This window comes from Streptomyces sp. NPDC099050 (assembly GCF_044759865.1).
In the GTDB taxonomy this organism is placed as follows: Bacteria; Actinomycetota; Actinomycetes; order Streptomycetales; family Streptomycetaceae; genus Streptomyces.
The window spans coordinates 1-16,827 of sequence record NZ_JBIWAE010000034.1; the positions used below are offsets into that span (position 1 = coordinate 1).

Consider the following 16,827-nt stretch of genomic DNA (forward strand, 5'->3'; position numbering starts at 1 on the left):
GACGGAGGCGCAGCGAACTCCGGCGCTTCGCGCCTCCGCTCAAGGATGCGTTTCCCTCCCCGGCTGAAGCCGGGGATACCCACGCAAGATCAGGGGTGGCCGAGGGGCTTGTCCTGCATCCTCAGGGCGACCATGACGTTCTCGCGGCGGGCCTGCGGGAGCGTGAGGCTCTCGGTGTAGGTGCCGTCGAAGCAGGTGAACCGGATGGCGCGGGCCTCGGGGTGCACCCCGGCGGCGTCCAGGAGCCGGAAGAGCGGGACGCCCTCGAAGGGGGTCCCGGGGACCCGCCAGCCCGTCACGCACTGGACGTCGCGGACGATCCGGGTCTGCGGCAGGGCCCGCAGCACGTCGAGGGTGTACGTGGCCGGGCGCTCGACCAGGCCGTCGACGGTCAGCCGGTAGTCGGCCGGGCCGCGCTCGGGCACCGAGGAGGCGACCAAGTAGTACCGGAACCCGCCGCCGCCCGGCAGCAGTCCGGTGAGCCCGGTGGGGTCCTTGCTCGCGGCCGAACCCAGTACGGCGTCGAACCCCGACTGGAGCTTCGGCGCGAGGGCCAGCCCGAGGGCGCCGAGTCCCACCATGCCGAGGACCAGCCGCCGGCCCACGGGGGCACCGCGGCCGTCGGGGTCGGGGTCGGGTTCGGAATCCGGGTCGGCGTCGGGAACGGGGCCGCGGTCCGGGCCGGGTCGCTGGTCTGTGCTCACGTGGCGATTCGACCACCCGCGGGCCCCGGACCGCCAGGGTCCGGGCCCGCCCGTCAGACTTCCGTAAGACGCTCACGCGCACGTACCGGCTACCGGCTACGCCCCGCTCGCCTTGAGCATGTCCTCGCGCTCGACGAGCTTCACGCGCTCGCGGCCCTGCGGCTCGCCCAGCGCCTTCTCCGCGGCGTCGAGCTTGTACCAGCCCTCCCACGTCGTGAAGCGGACCTCGTTCTGCGTGAGGAAGCTCTCGACCGCCTCGGGCTCGGGAGCGGCCGGCGTCAGCAGGTTGCCGTCCGCGTGGTCGGCGAGCAGGCTGGCGACCGTCTCGTTCGCGTCGCCCTTGGTGTGGCCGATGAGGCCGATCGGGCCGCGGCGGATCCAGCCGGTGACGTACGTGGACGCCAGGTGCGCGCCGGCCTCGATGACGCGGCCGCCCTGGTCCGGAACCGTGCCGGAGTCGACGTCCCACGGCAGCTTGGGCAGCTCGTCGGAGAGGTAGCCGACGGCGCGGTAGACGGACTGGACGTCCCAGTCGGTGAACGTGCCGGTGCCCTTGACGTTGCCGGTGCCGTCGAGCTCGGTGCGCTCGGTGCGCAGGCCCACGACCTTGCCGTCCTCGCCGAGGATCTCGGTGGGCGACTCGAAGAAGTGCAGGAAGAGCTTGTGCGGGCGCTCGCCTATGTCGCGGATCGCCCAGTTCTCCAGGGTCTTGGCGACCATGTCCGCCTGCTTGTTGGAGCGGCGGGTGGTGATCGAACCCTCGTCGTAGTCGATGTCCTCGGGGTTGACGATGACCTCGATGTTCGGCGAGTGGTCCAGCTCGCGCAGCTCCATCGGGCTGAACTTGGCCTGCGCGGGGCCGCGGCGGCCGAAGACGTGGACCTCGAGGGCCTTGTTGGCCTTGAGGCCGTCGTGGACGTTCGCCGGGATCTCGGTCGGGAGCAGCTCTTCGGCGGTCTTGGCGAGGATCCGGGCCACGTCGAGGGCCACGTTGCCGACGCCGAGGACGGCGACCTTCTCGGCCTCCAGCGGCCAGGTGCGCGGCACGTCGGGGTGGCCGTCGTACCAGGAGACGAAGTCGGCGGCGCCGTAGGAGCCGTCGAGGTCGACACCGGGGATGGTGAGCGCGCGGTCCGCGGTGGCGCCGGTGGAGAAGATCACGGCGTCGTAGAAGGAGCGCAGCTCGTCGAGGCTGATGTCGTTCGGGTAGTCGACGTTGCCGAAGAGGCGGACCTGCGGCTTGTCGAGCACCTGGTGCAGGGCGGTGATGATGCCCTTGATGCGGGGGTGGTCGGGTGCGACGCCGTAGCGGATCAGGCCGAAGGGGGCCGGCATCCGTTCGAAGATGTCGATGGACACACCCGGCTCGACGGCCGCCTCGGACTTCAGCAGGGCGTCGGCGGCGTAGATGCCGGCGGGGCCGGCACCGACGATTGCTACCCGCAGGGGGCGAGGCATGGCTGGGTTCCCTTCGAACGGCGAAAGACTCGATCAAGGGGAACCCTAAGCTAAGGGCAGCCTAACCCGGCACCCACCCCCTGGTTATGACCCCATAACCCTCACTTATGGCACCCCCAAGCCAGCCTTGGAGAATGCGGTGGCCGCCGCGAAGCCCCGGGCGGCCGTCGCGGCCGACTGATATCCATGGGCCGCATGGACACCGCCCACACCGGCCCCACCGGCCCCACCGGCCCCGAGACCCCGTACGATCGCCGCCCCCTCCTCTTCCTGGACGTCGACGGCCCGCTCATCCCGTTCGGCTCCCCACACGGACACTCAGTCCACGCGGCTCCGGGCACGGCCGACCCGTCCGGCTGCCACCCCCTGCTCGCCCGGGCCGATCCGGCGCTGGGCCCCCGGCTCGCCGCGCTGCCGTGCGAGCTGGTGTGGGCCACGACCTGGGGCGAGGACGCGAACCTGTGCCTCTCCCCGCGGCTCGGACTGCCGGCCCTGCCCGTGGTGGAGTGGCCCGAGCCCTCCGCCACGGACGGCCGCGGCGCGGTGCACTGGAAGACCGGCGGGCTCGTCACCCGGGCCGCGGGCCGGGCGTTCGCCTGGGTCGACGACGAGATCGGCGACGCGGACCGCCGCTGGGTGTCCGGCCACCACCCCGGCCCGGCCCTCCTCCACCGGGTCGACCCCCGGATCGGCCTGGGGAACGCCGACTTCACCGTCCTGGAGGCGTGGCTGCGCGCCCACGGCGCCTGAACCCGGGGGCCGAGGTCGTCTCTTCCGGCCTGCCGCCCCTGCGCCGAAGCCGCCCATGGACCGCCCCCGGGCGTCACCCGGCGTACGTACGGCGAGCGTTCTCCGTCCGCCGCGCCAACGGGTCCGGCTTCGGGCCCCGTCCGGCATGGGTAGGCTTCCCGCGTCACAGTGTGCGGCGGGGTTCGGGGTGGGGTCATGGGGCGTCAGATACGTGTGCGCGGTGCGGTGCTGGCGGCCGTGCTGCTGCTGGCCGGCGCCGGCTGTTCCGGAGCGGGGAGCGGAGCCGGGGCGGATCCCCGCGACGACCCGAAGCCGGGCGGCGCCGCGCCCTCCGCTTCCGCGCCCTCCGCCGCTCCCGCCCCGTCCGGGGCTCCCGCGGACGGGAAGCCCCCCACCGGTGACGTGCTCCCCGGCATGGTCGCCGCCTCCGTGGCCCGTACCCAGCTGGCCGCGCTGAAGGTGGCGGCGCCCGGAACCATGTCCGGCTACAGCCGGGACAAGTTCACGCACTGGGCGGAGCAGGGGGACAAGTGCGACACCCGTGAGGTCATCCTCCAGCGGGACGGCGCGAAGGTCACCCGGGACTCCCAGTGCAAGGCCGTGTCCGGCACCTGGAAGAGCCTGTACGACGAGGTGGTGGTCACCGAGGCCTCGAAGATGGACATCGACCACATGGTGCCCCTCGCCGAGGGCTGGCGCTCCGGCGCGGCCGGCTGGGACGCGGCGAAGCGCAAGGCCTTCGCGAACGATCTGACGCACCCCCAGCTGCTGGCGGTGACGGCCTCGTCGAACCGGTCGAAGGGCGACCAGAGTCCCGACCTGTGGCAGCCGCCGTCGAAGGCGGCCTGGTGCCAGTACGGGCGGGCCTGGACCACGGTCAAGTCCGCGTACGGCCTGACCGTCACCGAGCCCGAGAAGAAGACGCTCTCCAGCATGCTGGACACCTGCGCGGGCTGACGCCGCTCGCCGCAGGACCGTGCGTCCCGGGACCGTGCGTCCCAGGGCCGTGCGTCCCGGGACCGTTCACCCCAGGACCGCGATGCCCAGGGGACGCGACCCCGCCGCCAGCCGGCGGCCGCCCCCGCCGTCGAGGTCCACGACCGTGATGCCGTTCCAGTAGCCGTCGCGGGTGTAGCCCCCGGTGACGTAGGCCGTCCGCCCGTCCCGGGACACGGCCACGTCCTCGTGCGGCCCGTCCAGCGGGTACACCCGCTCCGAGCCGTCCGGGGAACGGACCGTGAGGGAGGGCCCCTTGCCCTTGCCCGGCTCCACCGCCCCCGTCCCGACCACGAGCAGGCGGCCGTCCTCCGTGACCGCGGCCCCGTGCTGATGGGTGTCGGCGGTCATCTCCTCCACCGTGGTGCGGCCCGTGGCCGGATCCACCACCGCGAGCCGCTCGCCCTCGAAGGGCAGCAGCAGCATCCCGTCCGCCGGCCGTACGACGGCGTAGTGCGGTTTCAGCCAGGAGCCGAGCCCGCCCTCCGTCCCGTACGGGGCGACCTCGATGCGGCGCGGCGCCGCGGACGCCGTGCTCGTGCCGGATCCGCCGGATCCGCCGGATCCGCCGGGCCCGACCGGTACGACGGTGACGTCGAAGGAGTCGTGGCCGGTGACGTACACCTCCGAGCCGTCGCGCGAGACGTCCACGTCGAAGGGGCGCCGGCCGACCGGTACCACCGCCGTGACCTCGGTCCTCGCCGTGTCGATGACCTCCAGGACACCGGTGGTACCGGGCACGTTGACCCCGGCGTACGCGTGCGCCCCGTCGGGCGAGAGCGCGATGCCCATGCCCCCGCCCCGGTACTCCCCGCCGGTCACGGGCCCGGTGCCGGTGGTCCGGTACGGGATCAGGGCCGACCGGGTCCGCGTCCGGGTGTCCACGACGGCGACCCCCTCGGCCGTGGCCACCCAGGCCCGGCCGTCCGCGCCGACCGCCAGGCCGTACGGGGCCCTGCCGACCGGCACCGAGCCGACCGTGCCGCGTTCCGGGTCCACGAAGCTCACGGTGTCGGCGCCGAAGTCGGCGACCAGGAGGGTGCCGCCCGGGGTGGCCGAGGCCGTCGGGAGCGGGGAGGCCGCGGGGGCGGCGGCTGGCGGCTCGCCGGGGGTGGAGCAGGCGCCCAGCAGCAGCGCTCCGGCGAGGGCCGCGACGGCGGTACGGGTGCCCCGTACGCGGCGGCTCGGGTGCGGGCGGTCGTGCTGCGGCATGGCGGTGCCCCTCTCGGTTCCGGGGGCGGGGCCGGTGGTGCGCCCGCTCCCCCGTACCCATCCTCACCTCGCCGGGCCGCCCGACCGCTCGGCCCGGCGGCCGACAGCGGGGTCGGCCGATCGGTTGATGCGGGGACGCGCGGGGCAGGGGCCGGGCAGGGGCCGCTCAGCCCTCGTACTCCGTCAGGTCGATGCCGTGGAGGTTGAGGAGCGCGTGGGTCTGCGGGTGGTTGATGTCCTTCTCGGCGGTCATGCCCAGCTTGCGGATCACGTTCTCGGACTCGTCGTTGCCCGCCCGGTTCACGGCGACGACCCGGTCGAGGCCGCGGTCCTGGAGGGCGAACTCCAGGCTGGCGTGCGCGGCCTCGGAGCCGTAGCCCTGGCCCCAGTAGGAGCGCCCGAGCCGCCAGGTGATCTCGGCCGCGGGCAGGACCTCGGGCAGCCACCACGGCATGGACAGCCCGACGGCTCCGATCAGCTCGCCGGAGGCCAGCAGCTCCACGGCGAAGATCCCGAAGCCCTCCTCGTCCCACTCGTCCTCCCACCGCTCGATGGTCTCGGCGGTCTCCTCCAGGTCGAGGGTCTCGCCGTCGCCGATCCAGCGCATCACCTCGGGGTCGGCGAGGATCTCCGACAGGGGGACGAGGTCGTCCTCGGACCAGCGGCGGAGGAGGAGGCGGGGGGTGCGGATCTCGGTCATGCCTCCCATCCTGCCGAACGCGCCGGACATCGCGTAATCGGGTCCCCCACGGGCCGACCGGCGGGCCCCCGGCGGGCCGCCACCGGGCCCCGCTAGGCCCCGCCAAACCTCTCCGGAGCCGCCTGACCTGCCGCCGGACCCCTCACCGGGCCCCCTGCCGGCTCCCCCGACGCATCCCGCACCGGGACGGTGATCGCGTCGAGCTGCGCCCGCAGGTGGACGTGCGAGTCGACCGGCTCGTGCATGATCCGTCCCAGCGGCGCCGGGAGGGGTTCGACCCGGGTGTGCGGGTCGCACTCGTAGAAGTAGACGAGCGAGATCAGCTCCTCGGCGGGCGCGTCGGAGGGCGGCGGCAGCACCCGGTGGCGGCCGGCCCGCCACCGGTCGCCCGTCCAGCGCGCCATGAGGTCCCCGATGTTCACGGTGAGCGCGGCCGGATCGTACGGGGCGTCCTGCCAGCCCTCGGCGTCGGTGTGGATCTGCAGTCCGCCCGCGCCGAGCTGGCGGTCCAGGACGGTGACGGTGCCGAAGTCGGTGTGCGCGCCGATGCGGAACTGGCCGGGCAGCGGCGGCCCGACGGTCTCGGTGCCGGGATACCAGTTGACGTTGAACCCCCAGGTGGGGTGGCCGGTGTGGCGGGTGAAATGGTCCGCGCCCAGGCCCAGGGCGCCGGCCAGCAGCTCCAGCAGCTCGTCGGAGAGCGCCCGCATCTCGGCCAGGTACTCCGCCACCAGCGGCCGCAGCGAGGGCACTTCGGCCGGCCACGCGTTGGGGCGGAACCACTCGGCGTCCACGGCGGGGATCCCGGTCGGGTCCTCCGCCGCCCAGGACCAGGATTCCTTGAGGTCCGGCGGGGAGGCCGCGCCCTCGGCGTAACTGTTGGCCTCGGCGCCCGGGCCGAGCCAGCCCCGGCCGCCGACCTCGACGGCGTACGGGGCCTTGGCGGCGGCCGGGAGCCGAAAGAAGGTCCGCGCCGCCTCCCGGATCCGCCCGGGCAGCTCCGGGTCCACCCCGTGCCCGGTCACCAGCAGGAATCCGGCCTCCTGGAGCGCCTCGTCGACGCGGGAGGCGACCTGTCCGCGGACCTCGGGCCCGCCGGAGCGCCACGGGCCGAGATCGATCACGGGGACCTGCGAACTCACCACGGCGGGACCTGCTTTCCGGTTCGGGGGGCTGCCCCAGGTCGTCCGGCCCGGCCCGGGCGGACTCTTACGCTCCCTGCCGACCGGGCATGCAGGCCGGGCATGCCGACCGGCCATGCAGGCCGGGCAGGATCCGCAAGAGACGGCCTAAGCCGGCGGGCTCAGGGTGTACAGGACCGTGCCTTCCCCGGAGCCCGCCTCCGTGAAACCGGCGCGTCGCAGCACCCCGTGCGCGGGGTCGTCGGGGTGGTCTGCCCCGGACGCCGGCAGCGTGCGGCCCGGCTGCGCGAAGGCCCAGCCGGAGAGGGCCTTCGCCGCTTCGGCGGCGTAGCCGTTGCCGCGCGCCGGCGGGACGATGTCGTAGCGCAGCTCGGCGCGGCCCTCCGCGTCCGGGGCCGCGTGGAAGCCCATGGCGCCGATCGCCAGCCGGTCGCTCGCCCGGATGATGGCGTACGGGCCCCAGCCCGGCCGGTACGTCCCTTCCTCGCGCGCCTTGGCCGTCCTGCCCGCGGCGTACCGCGTGCCCTCGCCGGGTCCGTCTCCGGCCCAGACGAAGCCTCCGGTGCCGCCCGCGTGCAGGTCGGCCGCCACGTTCGGGGTGATCTCGCAGAGCAGTACGCGCTCGGCCAGGACAGGGTGGAAGTACCAGCGCCACACCGTTTGCCGGGCCCGGCCGGGCAGTTCGCCCCGGCCGGTGGCCCACAGCAGGGTGCGCCAGGGGTCCTCGGCGTCCCCGTGCGGGAGGTGCGGGAAGAGGCGGTCCAGGACCAGGGCGGGCAGCTCGGGGCCGGGCCGCCAGTCGTGCACGCCGAGGCCGCCGAGCACGTCGTGGGTGTGCAGCAGCGTCTCGATGACGCCCATCGCGGCGAAGCCGTCCGCACCCGCCATCCCTGCCGGATGCCACGCGCGGACCTCCGGTCCGGCGAGCGGCACGACGGCGGACAGGAAGCGGCCGGAGGCGGTGATCATGTCGAGCACCCCGACGGGGGTGGTGCCCTCGTCCGCCCGGACCTCCAGGGGGACCCACGTGTCGGTGGCGCGCACCGCGAGCTGCGCGGAGTAGGAGACCAGGTCCTCGGCCACGTGCACGGCGGTGTCATAGCAGCTCCAGTCCAGCCCGGCGGCCGGCGTGCTCCAGTCGCGGTGTACCACCGCACGCAGTGCGTCCGTGGCGATCGAGACCGCCCGTTCCGCGTCGGCGCCGGTGGCGGGGGAACCCTTGTAGATCAGCATCCGGCGAACCCTAGGGCCCCTCCCGCGGGCCGCCAAGGGGATATCCGCGCCCCGGTGGCGCGCCTGCTCGCCCGCGCCCCGGCCGGGGCGCTACTGCTTGTGCCGGGACGGTGCGCTGACCGCGCCCCGGTGAAGGGCGGAGCATAACGGTGGAGATTTCGACGAGGGACGTCTTCGGGGCGCCGTGCTGGGTGAGCCTGATGGCACGGGACCTCGGCGCGGCGCAGCGGTTCTACGGTGCGGTCGCGGGCTGGCGGTTCCGGCCCGCGCGGCTCGGCGAGGCCTTCACCGTCGCCGAACTGGACGGGATGCCGGTGGCCGGGATCGGGGCGCTGGCCGGAGACCTCGCGGTGGCCGTCGCCTGGACCCCGTACTTCGCGGTCGACGACGCCGACGTGGCGGCGGACCGGATCCGCGAGCGCAGCGGCACGATCGCGGTCGGCCCCGTCTCCTTCGAGTCGGGGGGCCGCGGGGCGCTGGCGGCGGACCGCGACGGGGCGGTGTTCGGGATCTGGGAGGGCCAGGTCTCCTCGGGCTGGCGGGTCGGCTCGGGACAGGCACCGGCCTGGCTGGAGCTGCGCACCCGGGACGCCTTCGAATCGGCGATCTTCTACGGGGAGGTGCTGGAGTGGGCCACCGGCCGCGCCGGCTGCTGCGAGGTCGCGTACGAGGAGGACCGGGTCGTGCTGCGCCAGGACGGGGAGCCGGTGGCGCGCCTCGACAGCGGTCCCGTGGAGCCGGGTTCGTACAGTCCGTACACCCGGCCGCGCTGGCACGTGCACTTCCGGGTGCCCGCGCTGGAGCCGGCGGTGGAGGCGGCGGTCGCGCTGGGCGGCCGCACGGTGTCGGAGCCCGGGTCGAGCGAGACCGAGCGGTGGGTGTCGCTGCGCGATCCGGACGGGGCGCTCTTCACCCTCACCGCGTCCCGTACGGACGGCGGGGCCGAGGGGTAGGCCGGGGCGGCCGGTTGGTCGGGGCGGCCGGTTGGTCGGGTCCGGCGGGTCGGCGGGGGCCGGCGGGTCGGCGGGCTGGCGGGCTGGCGGGCTGGCGGGCTGGCGGGGCTACGGCAGCCGACGGGCCGACGGGGGTCACGGCAGCCGGCGGGTCCGGGTCCAGTCGATGAGCTCGGCCGCGGACCGGGTGTTGACGACCCTGTCGGCCGTCACTCCGCATTCCAGGGCCCGTTCGCAGCCGAGGGTCTGCCAGTCGAGCTGTCCCGGGGCGTGCGCGTCGGTGTCGATCGTGAAGAGGGTGCCCGCGGCGACCGCGAGCCGCAGCAGCCGCAGCGGCGGGTCCAGCCGCTCCGGCCGGCTGTTGATCTCCACGGCCGCTCCCGACTCGGCGCAGGCCGCGAAGACGGCCTCGGCGTCGAACTGTGACTCCGGCCGCGTCTTGCCCGTCACCAGCCGCCCGGTGCAGTGGCCGAGGACGTCGAGGTGGGGGTTGCGTACGGCGGCGACCATCCGCCGGGTCATCGCGGGGGCTTCCATCCGGAGCTTGGAGTGGACGGAGCCGACGACGAGGTCCACCTCGGCCAGGAGTTCCGGCTCCTGGTCCAGCGAGCCGTCGTCGAGGATGTCGCACTCGATGCCGGTGAGCAACCGGAACGGGGCCCAGGTCGCGTTGAGTTCGGCGACCGTGCGCAGCTGTTCGCGCAGCCGGTCCGGGGAGAGACCCCGGGCGACGGTGAGGCGCGGCGAGTGGTCGGTCAGGGCCGCCCAGTCGTGCCCGAGGGCGGCGGCGGCCCGGGCCATCGCCTCGATGGGGCTGCCTCCGTCCGACCAGTCGGAGTGCATGTGGCAGTCGCCGCGCAGGGCGGCGCGCAGGGCGAGGGCCTCGGGGCTGGGCGGCGGCCCTTCGGGGTGGGCCGCGGCCTTGTCCTCCAGCCCCCGCAAGTAGGCGGGGATGGTTCCGCCGAGGGCTTCGCGGACGACCTGGGCGGTTTTCGGGCCGATGCCCTTGACCGCTTCGAGGGTGCCCGCTCGGACCCGGTCGGCCAGCTCGTCCCCGCTCATCCGGCCGACGGCGGCGGCCGCCGTGCGGAAGGCCTGGACCCGGTAGGTCGGCTCTTGGGCGCGTTCCAGCAGGAACGCGATCCGGTCCAGCGCGGCCACCGGGTCCATCGCGTGTCTCCCTCCGCGAAGCGGCGATGCGGCGATACGGCGATACGGCGTAACGGAGTGGAGGGGCCCGGGTCGCTGACCCGCGCCCCCTCCCCTCCCGGGTCAGGCCCCGTCCGCCGGGTCGGCCGCCGGACGGAACTGCAGGGCCAGGCCGGCGAGTACGGCGGCGGCCGCCGCGCTCAGCACGGCCGTGATGCCGGCCCATTCCAGGGAGCCGCCGACCGCGCCGCCGAGCGGGTCGAACCCGGCGATGCCGCCGACCACGTGGAGTCCGGCCACGCCGAGCGCGACCACCGCGCCGGCCCGCCAGGCACCGGCCGTGTCCCGTACCGCCAGCAGGGCGCCGGCCGTCAGGCAGAGCAGGGTGACGGCTAGGGCGAGCAGCCCGCCGGGGTCGCCGGAGGTCAGGCCCGCCAGATCGCCGGGGACGTGCAGCGCGCCGCAGAGGAGCAGGGCGAGCGCCACCGGCCAGCGCAGTATGTGGCGCAGCGCGCCGGTTCCCTGCCGTGCCGGGCCCCGGGCCGGGGACTCCGACCTGACCTGGGCCGGGGCTTGGGCCGGGGCCTGAGCCCAGGCCTGGGATTGCGCTGCGGGCTGGTGGACGGGGGTCCGTGCCCGGTCCGCCTGCTCGGGGCGGCGCTGCGGCGGCTGTTCGCCGGTGCCCAGGATGCTGACGAGCAGGGCGACGTCCTCGATGGGCCGGCCGAGTGCGGCGGCCCGCAGCGTGATGTCGGTCTCGACCAGCTCGTGCGGGGGCTCGCCCAGCAGGGTCACCATCTCGCGGACCTCGTGGACGGGGCGGGCCACGGCGGCCGCGCGGAGCGCCGCGTGTCCTGGGTTGGGGACCTGTCCGGACTCCTTGAGGAGGTTCACCAGATCGGTGACCTCCCGGACGGGACGGCCGGTGGCGGCGGTCTCCAGGAGGGTGTGCGCGGGCGCGGGTCCCGGCGCGGGCCGGGGTACGGGGTCCCGGCCGGGTGCGGCCCCCGTCCCGGGGCCGGCCGGCGGACCGGCCTGGGCCTCGGGAGCGGTCCCGGAGCCGGTCCGGGACTCGGTCCCGGACTCCGGCTCGGTCCCGTACCCGGGGCCGAAGTCGAGGTCGTCCGTGTCGGGGGCCGACGGCCGGACGGCCGTGGTGTCGGGGAGCCGGCGCGGTTCTTCGTACTCCGTCGCGGCGAGCGTGATCGGGTCATTCATGGAAAGCTCCGTTCGCCGACGCGCGGGTCTACACATCGCACGCCGGTCATCGTGCGTCATGGGAAGCGCACGCTTTGTTACATTCAGCGGCACCCGGGCCCGCTGCGCCATTCGGGGCGGGCAAACGGGGGTCCCCCGCGGTGCCGCGGGCCCGGTCGGCGCCCGTCCTGGGCATGGTGGGGGCATGAAGGGTACGGAGGTACTGGCGGACGCGTTCGGCCGGATCCGGGACGTGGTGCACGAGGCGGTCGAGGGGCTGGAACCCGGGCAGCTGGACGCGCGGATCGATCCCGGGGCGAATTCGATCACCTGGCTCGTCTGGCACCTGACCCGGGTCCAGGACGACCACGTGGCGGATGCGGCCGGCTGGGAACAGGTCTGGCACGCGGAGGGCTGGGACGAACGGTTCGGGCTCGCGCTGCCCCGAGGCTCGACCGGCTACGGGCACACCGCCCGCGAGGCCGGAGCCGTCCGGGTCGACTCCGGGGAGCTGCTGCTGGGGTACTCCGACGCCGTCCACGCGCAGACGGAGCGGTTCCTGCGGGGGCTGTCCGCCGCCGATCTGGACCGGGTCGTCGACGAGCGGTGGGACCCGCCGGTGACCCTCGGGGTGCGGCTGGTCAGCGTGATCGGTGACGATCTCCAGCACGCGGGGCAGGCGGCCTTCATCCGGGGCGTGCTGTCGAGGGGCCGCTGATGGCTTCCGCGGGAGCCCTGCTGCTGGCCCTCCTCCTCGCCGCCACCCCGGCAACCACGGCGCCGACCACACCCCCCTCCGGGACCGGGCCCCGCACCGAGGCCGGGGCCGGCGCCGGCGCCATCGGCGGCGGGCGGCCCCTCGTCGAGACCGACCGGGGAGCGGTGCGCGGGCGGCAGGCCTCCGGGTTCCGCACCTTCGAGGGGATCCCGTACGCCGCCCCGCCGACCGGGCCGCTGCGCTGGCGGCTCCCGGAGCCCGCACCGCGCTGGGCGGGCGTACGGGACGCGGGTGCGCCCGGGGCCCGGTGCGTGCAGCTGCCCGCGGTGGGACCGGGAGCCCCCAGCGGCTCGGAGGACTGCCTGTTCCTCAACGTCACGGTTCCGGGCGATGCCATCGGCGCCGGACGGCCGTCCACCGGCGGGATCGGACCCGGCGCCCATCCCGCGCCGGTGGTCCCGCCGGGGGCGGCCGGCCCGGCGGGAGCGGTCGCTGCCGCGCGGACGGCCGGAACCTCGCAGGGCCCCCGCACCGCCGCCCCGGCCAGGCCCGTGATGGTCTGGTTCCACGGCGGCGGATTCATGAACGGCGCCGGGGACCTGTACCGGCCGGGCCGGCTGGCCTCGGCGGGCGGGGCCGTGGTCGTCACCGTCAACTACCGGCTCGGGATCTTCGGGCTCTTCGGGCATCCCGCCCTCCACGGAGCCCCCGGCTTCGCGCTCGCCGACCAGCAGGCCGCCCTGCGCTGGGTGCGGGCCAACGCCGCCCGCTTCGGAGGCGATCCCGGCAACGTCACCGTGTTCGGCGAGTCCGCCGGCGGCCTGAGCGTCTGCCTTCACCTCACCTCCCCCGCCTCGGCCGGCCTGTTCCACCGGGCGATCGTGCAGAGCGGATCCTGCTCCCTCACCGTCCCGGCGCACTCGCTGCTCCCCGCGCTGCCCGCCTACGAGCCGTTCGTGCCGGAGTCCCGGACCGTGGCCCGGGGAACCGAGGCGGCGGTCCGGCTCGGCTGCGCCCGGCCGGCGGACGAGGAGGGAAAGGAGGGAGAGGAGGGCGAGGGGGTACTGAAGTGCCTGCGCGGCCTCGCTCCGGAGGTGCTGGCGACCCCCGCGCTCATGACGCTCTTCTCCGCGGTGTCCTACGGCACCCCGCTGCTCCCCACCGAGCCCCGACGTGCCCTGGAACGCGGGGAGTTCCACCGGGTCCCGGTCGTACAGGGCTCGACCCGCGACGAGATGCGGATCTTCCTCGGGCAGACCCTGGCGGCCTACCCGGTCGCCGACGCGCAGGCCTACCGGGCCCGGCTGCGCGCCGCGTTCGGGGCGCGGACGGCCGGTCTCGTCGAGGCCGCCTATCCGGTGACGGCCCATCCGACGCCCGCGCTGGCCTTCGCGGCCGTGCTGACGGACGCCTCCTTCGTGTGTCCGCAGCTGCGGGACAGCCGGGCGCTGGCCCGGCACGTGCCGACGTACGACTACCGGTTCGACGACCGGAGCGCCCCGGACTTCACCGGGCTGCCGCCGGTGCCGGACTTCCCGTACGGGGCCTCGCACGGGTCCGAACTGCCCTACCTCTTCGACACCGGGCTCCCGATGAGCGCCGCGCAGCGGGTGCTCGCGGAGCGGATGACCGGCTACTGGACCCGGTTCGCGGCGACCGGCGATCCGAACACCCCCGGGACGGGGCCCTGGTGGCCGCGCTCCCCCGCCGTACTGTCCCTGGCGCCACCGTCCCCGGCGCCACTGTCCCTGGCGCCGGAGGACCCGGCCCCAGGGGACTCGGGCGGCGTCCGCCCGGTGGACGCGGCGGCCCGTCACCACTGCGGGCTGTGGGACTCCGTAGGACTGGCTCTCGAAAGGGCGGGCTCGTGACCGGTTTGACCGACATCCTTCAGCCGTTCGTGGACGACGGGACCCTGCCGGGGGCGGTGGCCCTGGTGGACCGGGGCGACGGCACGGGGCCCGAAGTGGCCGCAGTGGGCGGCGCGGACGCCGGGGGCGAGGCCCCGATGGTCCGCGACTCGATCTTCCGGATCGCCTCGCTGACCAAACCGGTCACGGCGGCGGCGGTCATGATGCTGGTGGAGGACGGCCGGTTCGCCCTCACCGACGCGGTCGCGCCCTGGCTGCCGGAGATCGCCGCACCGGTGGTCGTACGGACTCCCGCGAGCCCGGTCGACGAGGTGGTCCCGGCGAAGCGGCCGGTGACGGTGGCCGACCTGATGACCTTCCGCGCGGGGTGGGGCTTCCCCTGCGACTTCGCGCTCCCGGCGGTCGCCCCGCTCTTCGGCGAACTGCGGCAGGGGCCGCCGCGGCCGCAGGAGGTCGCGGCTCCGGACGAGTGGATGGCCGCGCTGGGCCGGATCCCGATGCTGTACCAGCCGGGCGAGGCCTGGCTGTACAACACCTGCTCGGACGTTCTGGGCGTGCTGATCGCCCGGGTGGCGGGGTGTTCGCTGCCGGAGTTCCTGGCGGAGCGGATCTTCGAGCCGCTGGACATGCCCGACACCGGGTTCGCCGTACCGGCGGGGCAGTCGGGACGGTTCACGCACCTGTACCGGGCCGGCGCGGACGGGGGCCTCGACCTCGTGGACGCCCCCGACGGGCAGTGGAGCGCCGTGCCCGTCTTCCCGTCCGGCGCGGGCGGGCTGGTCTCCACGGTGGACGACTACCACCGCTTCGCCCGGATGCTGCTCGACGGGGGCGGCCCGCTGCTCTCGGCCGATTCGGTGCGGCGGATGACCACCGACTGGCTGACCCCGGACCAGCGGACGGGTGGCGCGCTGTTCCTGGAGGGTCAGGGCTGGGGGTTCGGCGGGTCGGTCGACGTCATGCCGACCGACCCGTGGAACGTGCCGGGCCGCTACGGCTGGCTCGGCGGCACCGGCACCGCCGCCCACATCGTCCCCTCGACGGGGGCCGTCACCATCCTGCTGACCCAGCGGGAGATGAGCGACGCCTCGGCGCCGGAGCCGATGCGGGCGGTGTGGGCGTACGCGGCCTCCTCGTAGGGCGCCGCGCCCCGATCCGCTCCTGCCTCAGTGGTTCTCGGTCGGCCGCAGGTCGCGCGGGATCAGGGTCCAGGTGGTCGCCGCGGCGGCGATCGCCAGGACACCGGCCATCAGGAACGCCGGGGTGATCGCGAGGGTGTAGGCCTGCGAGGCGGCGTCGAGCAGGGTCCGGCCGATGCCGCCGCCGAGCTGTTCGGCGGTGTGGGCGGCCTCGCCCACCGAGTCCCGTACGGCGGCCAGCGTGGTGGAGTCCAGGTCCAGGGCGGGGAGGTTGCCGCGGTAGAGCGCGGCGGCGGTGGAGCCGAGGATCGCGACGCCCATGGCCGAGCCGAGCTCGTAGCAGGTCTCCTCGATGGCGGCGGCGCTGGAGACCTGGTCGGCCGGGGCCGCGGAGATGAGGGTCACCGAGGCGACGGTGGTGGCGATGCCCGCGCCCAGGCCCATGATGGTGAGCGCGACGGCGAAGGCCGGGTAGCCGAGGCCGGTGAACTGCTGGAGGGTCCAGGGCAGGGCCATGCCCGCGGCGAGGACCACCAGGCCGCTGCCGAGCACGTGGCGGATCGCGAAGCGCTGCATGAGGGCCGGGGCGACCATCGAGGCGCAGATCAGCGCGAGCGGTGCGGGCAGCAGGCGCAGGCCCGCCTCGAGCGGGCTGTAGCCCTGGCCGTACTGGAACCACTGGGTGACCAGGAACAGGATCGCGCCCATGCCCACCATGGGCAGGAAGATCGCGGTGGCGGCCACGCTGAAGGCGGGCTTGGTGAAGAGCCGGACCTGGAGCAGCGGGTTGTCCACGCGGAGCTGCCGGCGGACGAACAGGGTCAGCGACACGACCGCGAGGACCAGCAGGGCCCAGGGCAGCGGGTCGGCGACACCGCTCTTGCCGAGCTGCTTGATGCCGCCCGCGAGGGCGAGCATGCCGACGATCGACTGGCCGACACCCGTCCAGTCCCACTTGCCGGCGGAACGCGGGGAGCGGGATTCGGGGAGGTAGCGCAGGCCGGCCGCGACGATCACCGCGGTGACGGGCAGGTTGAGGAGGAAGGCGGAGTGCCAGCCGTAGTCCTGGACGAGCAGGCCGCCGACGACGGGACCGAAGGCCATGCCGCCGCCGAAGACGGCGGCCCAGACGGCGAGGGCGAAGGCGCGTTCCTTGGCGTCGGTGAAGACGGTGCGCAGGATCGACAGGGTCGAGGGCATGATCGCGGCGCCGCCGACGCCGAGGAGGGCGCGGGCCGCGATGACGTGCCAGGCCTCGGTGGACAGGACGGCGATGAGCGAGGCGAGGGCGAAGATGCCGAAGCCCGCCATGAGCAGGCGCTTGCGGCCCCAGCGGTCGCCGAGGGCGCCGGCGGTGACCAGCAGCCCGGAGAGGGCGAGGGCGTAGATGTCGATGATCCACAGCTGCTGTACGGCGCCGGGCTGGAGGTCGCCGACGAGCGAGGGGAAGGCCACGTTGAGGATCGTGGTGTCCATCGAGATGAGCAGGAGACTGCCGGAGAGGATCGTGAGCACGATCCAGCGGCGCGGGTCCTGCGTGGGGGTGTGCATTTCGGTTCCGTTCACGGTTGTTTCACGGTCGTACGCGGGAGGGGTTCGTGGGCG

At 74.8% G+C, this 16,827-nt stretch carries 14 protein-coding genes and 1 pseudogene; 6 read left to right on the plus strand and 9 right to left on the minus strand.

The window, feature by feature from the left end:
- Window positions 1–95: 95 nt before the first annotated feature.
- Window positions 96–605, minus strand: a pseudogene (locus ACIQV3_RS36440) (molybdopterin-dependent oxidoreductase); the annotation flags it as partial.
- A 195-nt stretch (window positions 606–800) separates the two neighbouring features.
- Window positions 801–2,162 (minus strand): FAD-dependent oxidoreductase, encoded by a 1,362-nt coding sequence (locus tag ACIQV3_RS36445; protein ID WP_403720413.1) that lies wholly within the window; start codon window positions 2,160–2,162, stop codon window positions 801–803.
- Window positions 2,163–2,357: 195 nt separating this feature from the next.
- Here ACIQV3_RS36445 and ACIQV3_RS36450 point away from each other — a divergent pair, with 195 nt between their 5' ends.
- Window positions 2,358–2,912 carry a hypothetical protein gene (locus ACIQV3_RS36450; protein ID WP_403720416.1) on the plus strand — a complete coding sequence of 185 codons (555 nt, stop codon included), beginning with the start codon at window positions 2,358–2,360 and terminating at the stop codon, window positions 2,910–2,912.
- Window positions 2,913–3,107: 195 nt separating this feature from the next.
- Window positions 3,108–3,869 (plus strand): DUF1524 domain-containing protein, encoded by a 762-nt coding sequence (locus tag ACIQV3_RS36455; RefSeq protein WP_403720419.1) that lies wholly within the window; start codon window positions 3,108–3,110, stop codon window positions 3,867–3,869.
- Between the two features lie 66 nt (window positions 3,870–3,935).
- Here the strand turns inward: ACIQV3_RS36455 and ACIQV3_RS36460 are convergent, their stop codons facing one another.
- The 4 genes from ACIQV3_RS36460 to ACIQV3_RS36475 form a co-directional block, all read right to left on the minus strand.
- Window positions 3,936–5,120 (minus strand): hypothetical protein, encoded by a 1,185-nt coding sequence (locus tag ACIQV3_RS36460; RefSeq protein ID WP_403720422.1) that lies wholly within the window; start codon window positions 5,118–5,120, stop codon window positions 3,936–3,938.
- A 166-nt stretch (window positions 5,121–5,286) separates the two neighbouring features.
- Window positions 5,287–5,820 carry a GNAT family N-acetyltransferase gene (locus ACIQV3_RS36465; RefSeq protein ID WP_403720426.1) on the minus strand — a complete coding sequence of 178 codons (534 nt, stop codon included), beginning with the start codon at window positions 5,818–5,820 and terminating at the stop codon, window positions 5,287–5,289.
- A gap of 92 nt (window positions 5,821–5,912) precedes the next feature.
- Window positions 5,913–6,965 (minus strand): isopenicillin N synthase family dioxygenase, encoded by a 1,053-nt coding sequence (locus tag ACIQV3_RS36470; RefSeq protein ID WP_403720429.1) that lies wholly within the window; start codon window positions 6,963–6,965, stop codon window positions 5,913–5,915.
- A 144-nt stretch (window positions 6,966–7,109) separates the two neighbouring features.
- Window positions 7,110–8,195: a GNAT family N-acetyltransferase gene (locus ACIQV3_RS36475; RefSeq protein WP_403720434.1), complete on the minus strand. Its 1,086-nt coding sequence runs from the start codon at window positions 8,193–8,195 to the stop codon at window positions 7,110–7,112.
- Window positions 8,196–8,395: 200 nt separating this feature from the next.
- Between ACIQV3_RS36475 and ACIQV3_RS36480 the strand changes: the two genes are divergently transcribed.
- Complete coding sequence (locus tag ACIQV3_RS36480) at window positions 8,396–9,148, plus strand: VOC family protein (protein ID WP_403720559.1); 753 nt, start codon at window positions 8,396–8,398, stop codon at window positions 9,146–9,148.
- Window positions 9,149–9,283: 135 nt separating this feature from the next.
- Here ACIQV3_RS36480 and ACIQV3_RS36485 read toward each other — a convergent pair whose 3' ends face one another.
- Both ACIQV3_RS36485 and ACIQV3_RS36490 read right to left on the minus strand, forming a co-directional pair.
- Window positions 9,284–10,318: a PHP domain-containing protein gene (locus ACIQV3_RS36485; RefSeq protein ID WP_403720438.1), complete on the minus strand. Its 1,035-nt coding sequence runs from the start codon at window positions 10,316–10,318 to the stop codon at window positions 9,284–9,286.
- A 102-nt stretch (window positions 10,319–10,420) separates the two neighbouring features.
- The gene (locus ACIQV3_RS36490) at window positions 10,421–11,515 is read right to left on the minus strand and encodes a hypothetical protein (RefSeq protein ID WP_403720443.1); all 1,095 of its coding nucleotides are present in this window, start codon (window positions 11,513–11,515) and stop codon (window positions 10,421–10,423) included.
- Between the two features lie 184 nt (window positions 11,516–11,699).
- On the opposite strand from ACIQV3_RS36490, the gene ACIQV3_RS36495 reads away from it, so the two are divergent.
- Genes ACIQV3_RS36495 through ACIQV3_RS36505 form a run of 3 tightly spaced genes read left to right on the plus strand, consistent with a single transcriptional unit; the run spans window position 11,700 to window position 15,222 of the window.
- On the plus strand, window positions 11,700–12,212 hold the full coding sequence (locus tag ACIQV3_RS36495) for a DUF664 domain-containing protein (protein WP_403720445.1): 513 nt from the start codon (window positions 11,700–11,702) through the stop codon (window positions 12,210–12,212).
- Window positions 12,212–14,083, plus strand: coding sequence for a carboxylesterase/lipase family protein (locus tag ACIQV3_RS36500; RefSeq protein ID WP_403720446.1), 1,872 nt, complete (start codon window positions 12,212–12,214; stop codon window positions 14,081–14,083). The genes ACIQV3_RS36495 and ACIQV3_RS36500 overlap by 1 nt, the downstream gene beginning before the upstream one ends.
- A complete protein-coding gene (locus ACIQV3_RS36505; RefSeq protein ID WP_403720448.1) occupies window positions 14,080–15,222 on the plus strand; it encodes a serine hydrolase domain-containing protein in 1,143 nt (380 codons plus the stop codon). The genes ACIQV3_RS36500 and ACIQV3_RS36505 overlap by 4 nt, the downstream gene beginning before the upstream one ends.
- A 27-nt stretch (window positions 15,223–15,249) precedes the next feature.
- Here the strand turns inward: ACIQV3_RS36505 and ACIQV3_RS36510 are convergent, their stop codons facing one another.
- A complete protein-coding gene (locus ACIQV3_RS36510; protein WP_403720450.1) occupies window positions 15,250–16,773 on the minus strand; it encodes an MFS transporter in 1,524 nt (507 codons plus the stop codon).
- Between the last annotated feature and the right edge of the window lie 54 nt (window positions 16,774–16,827).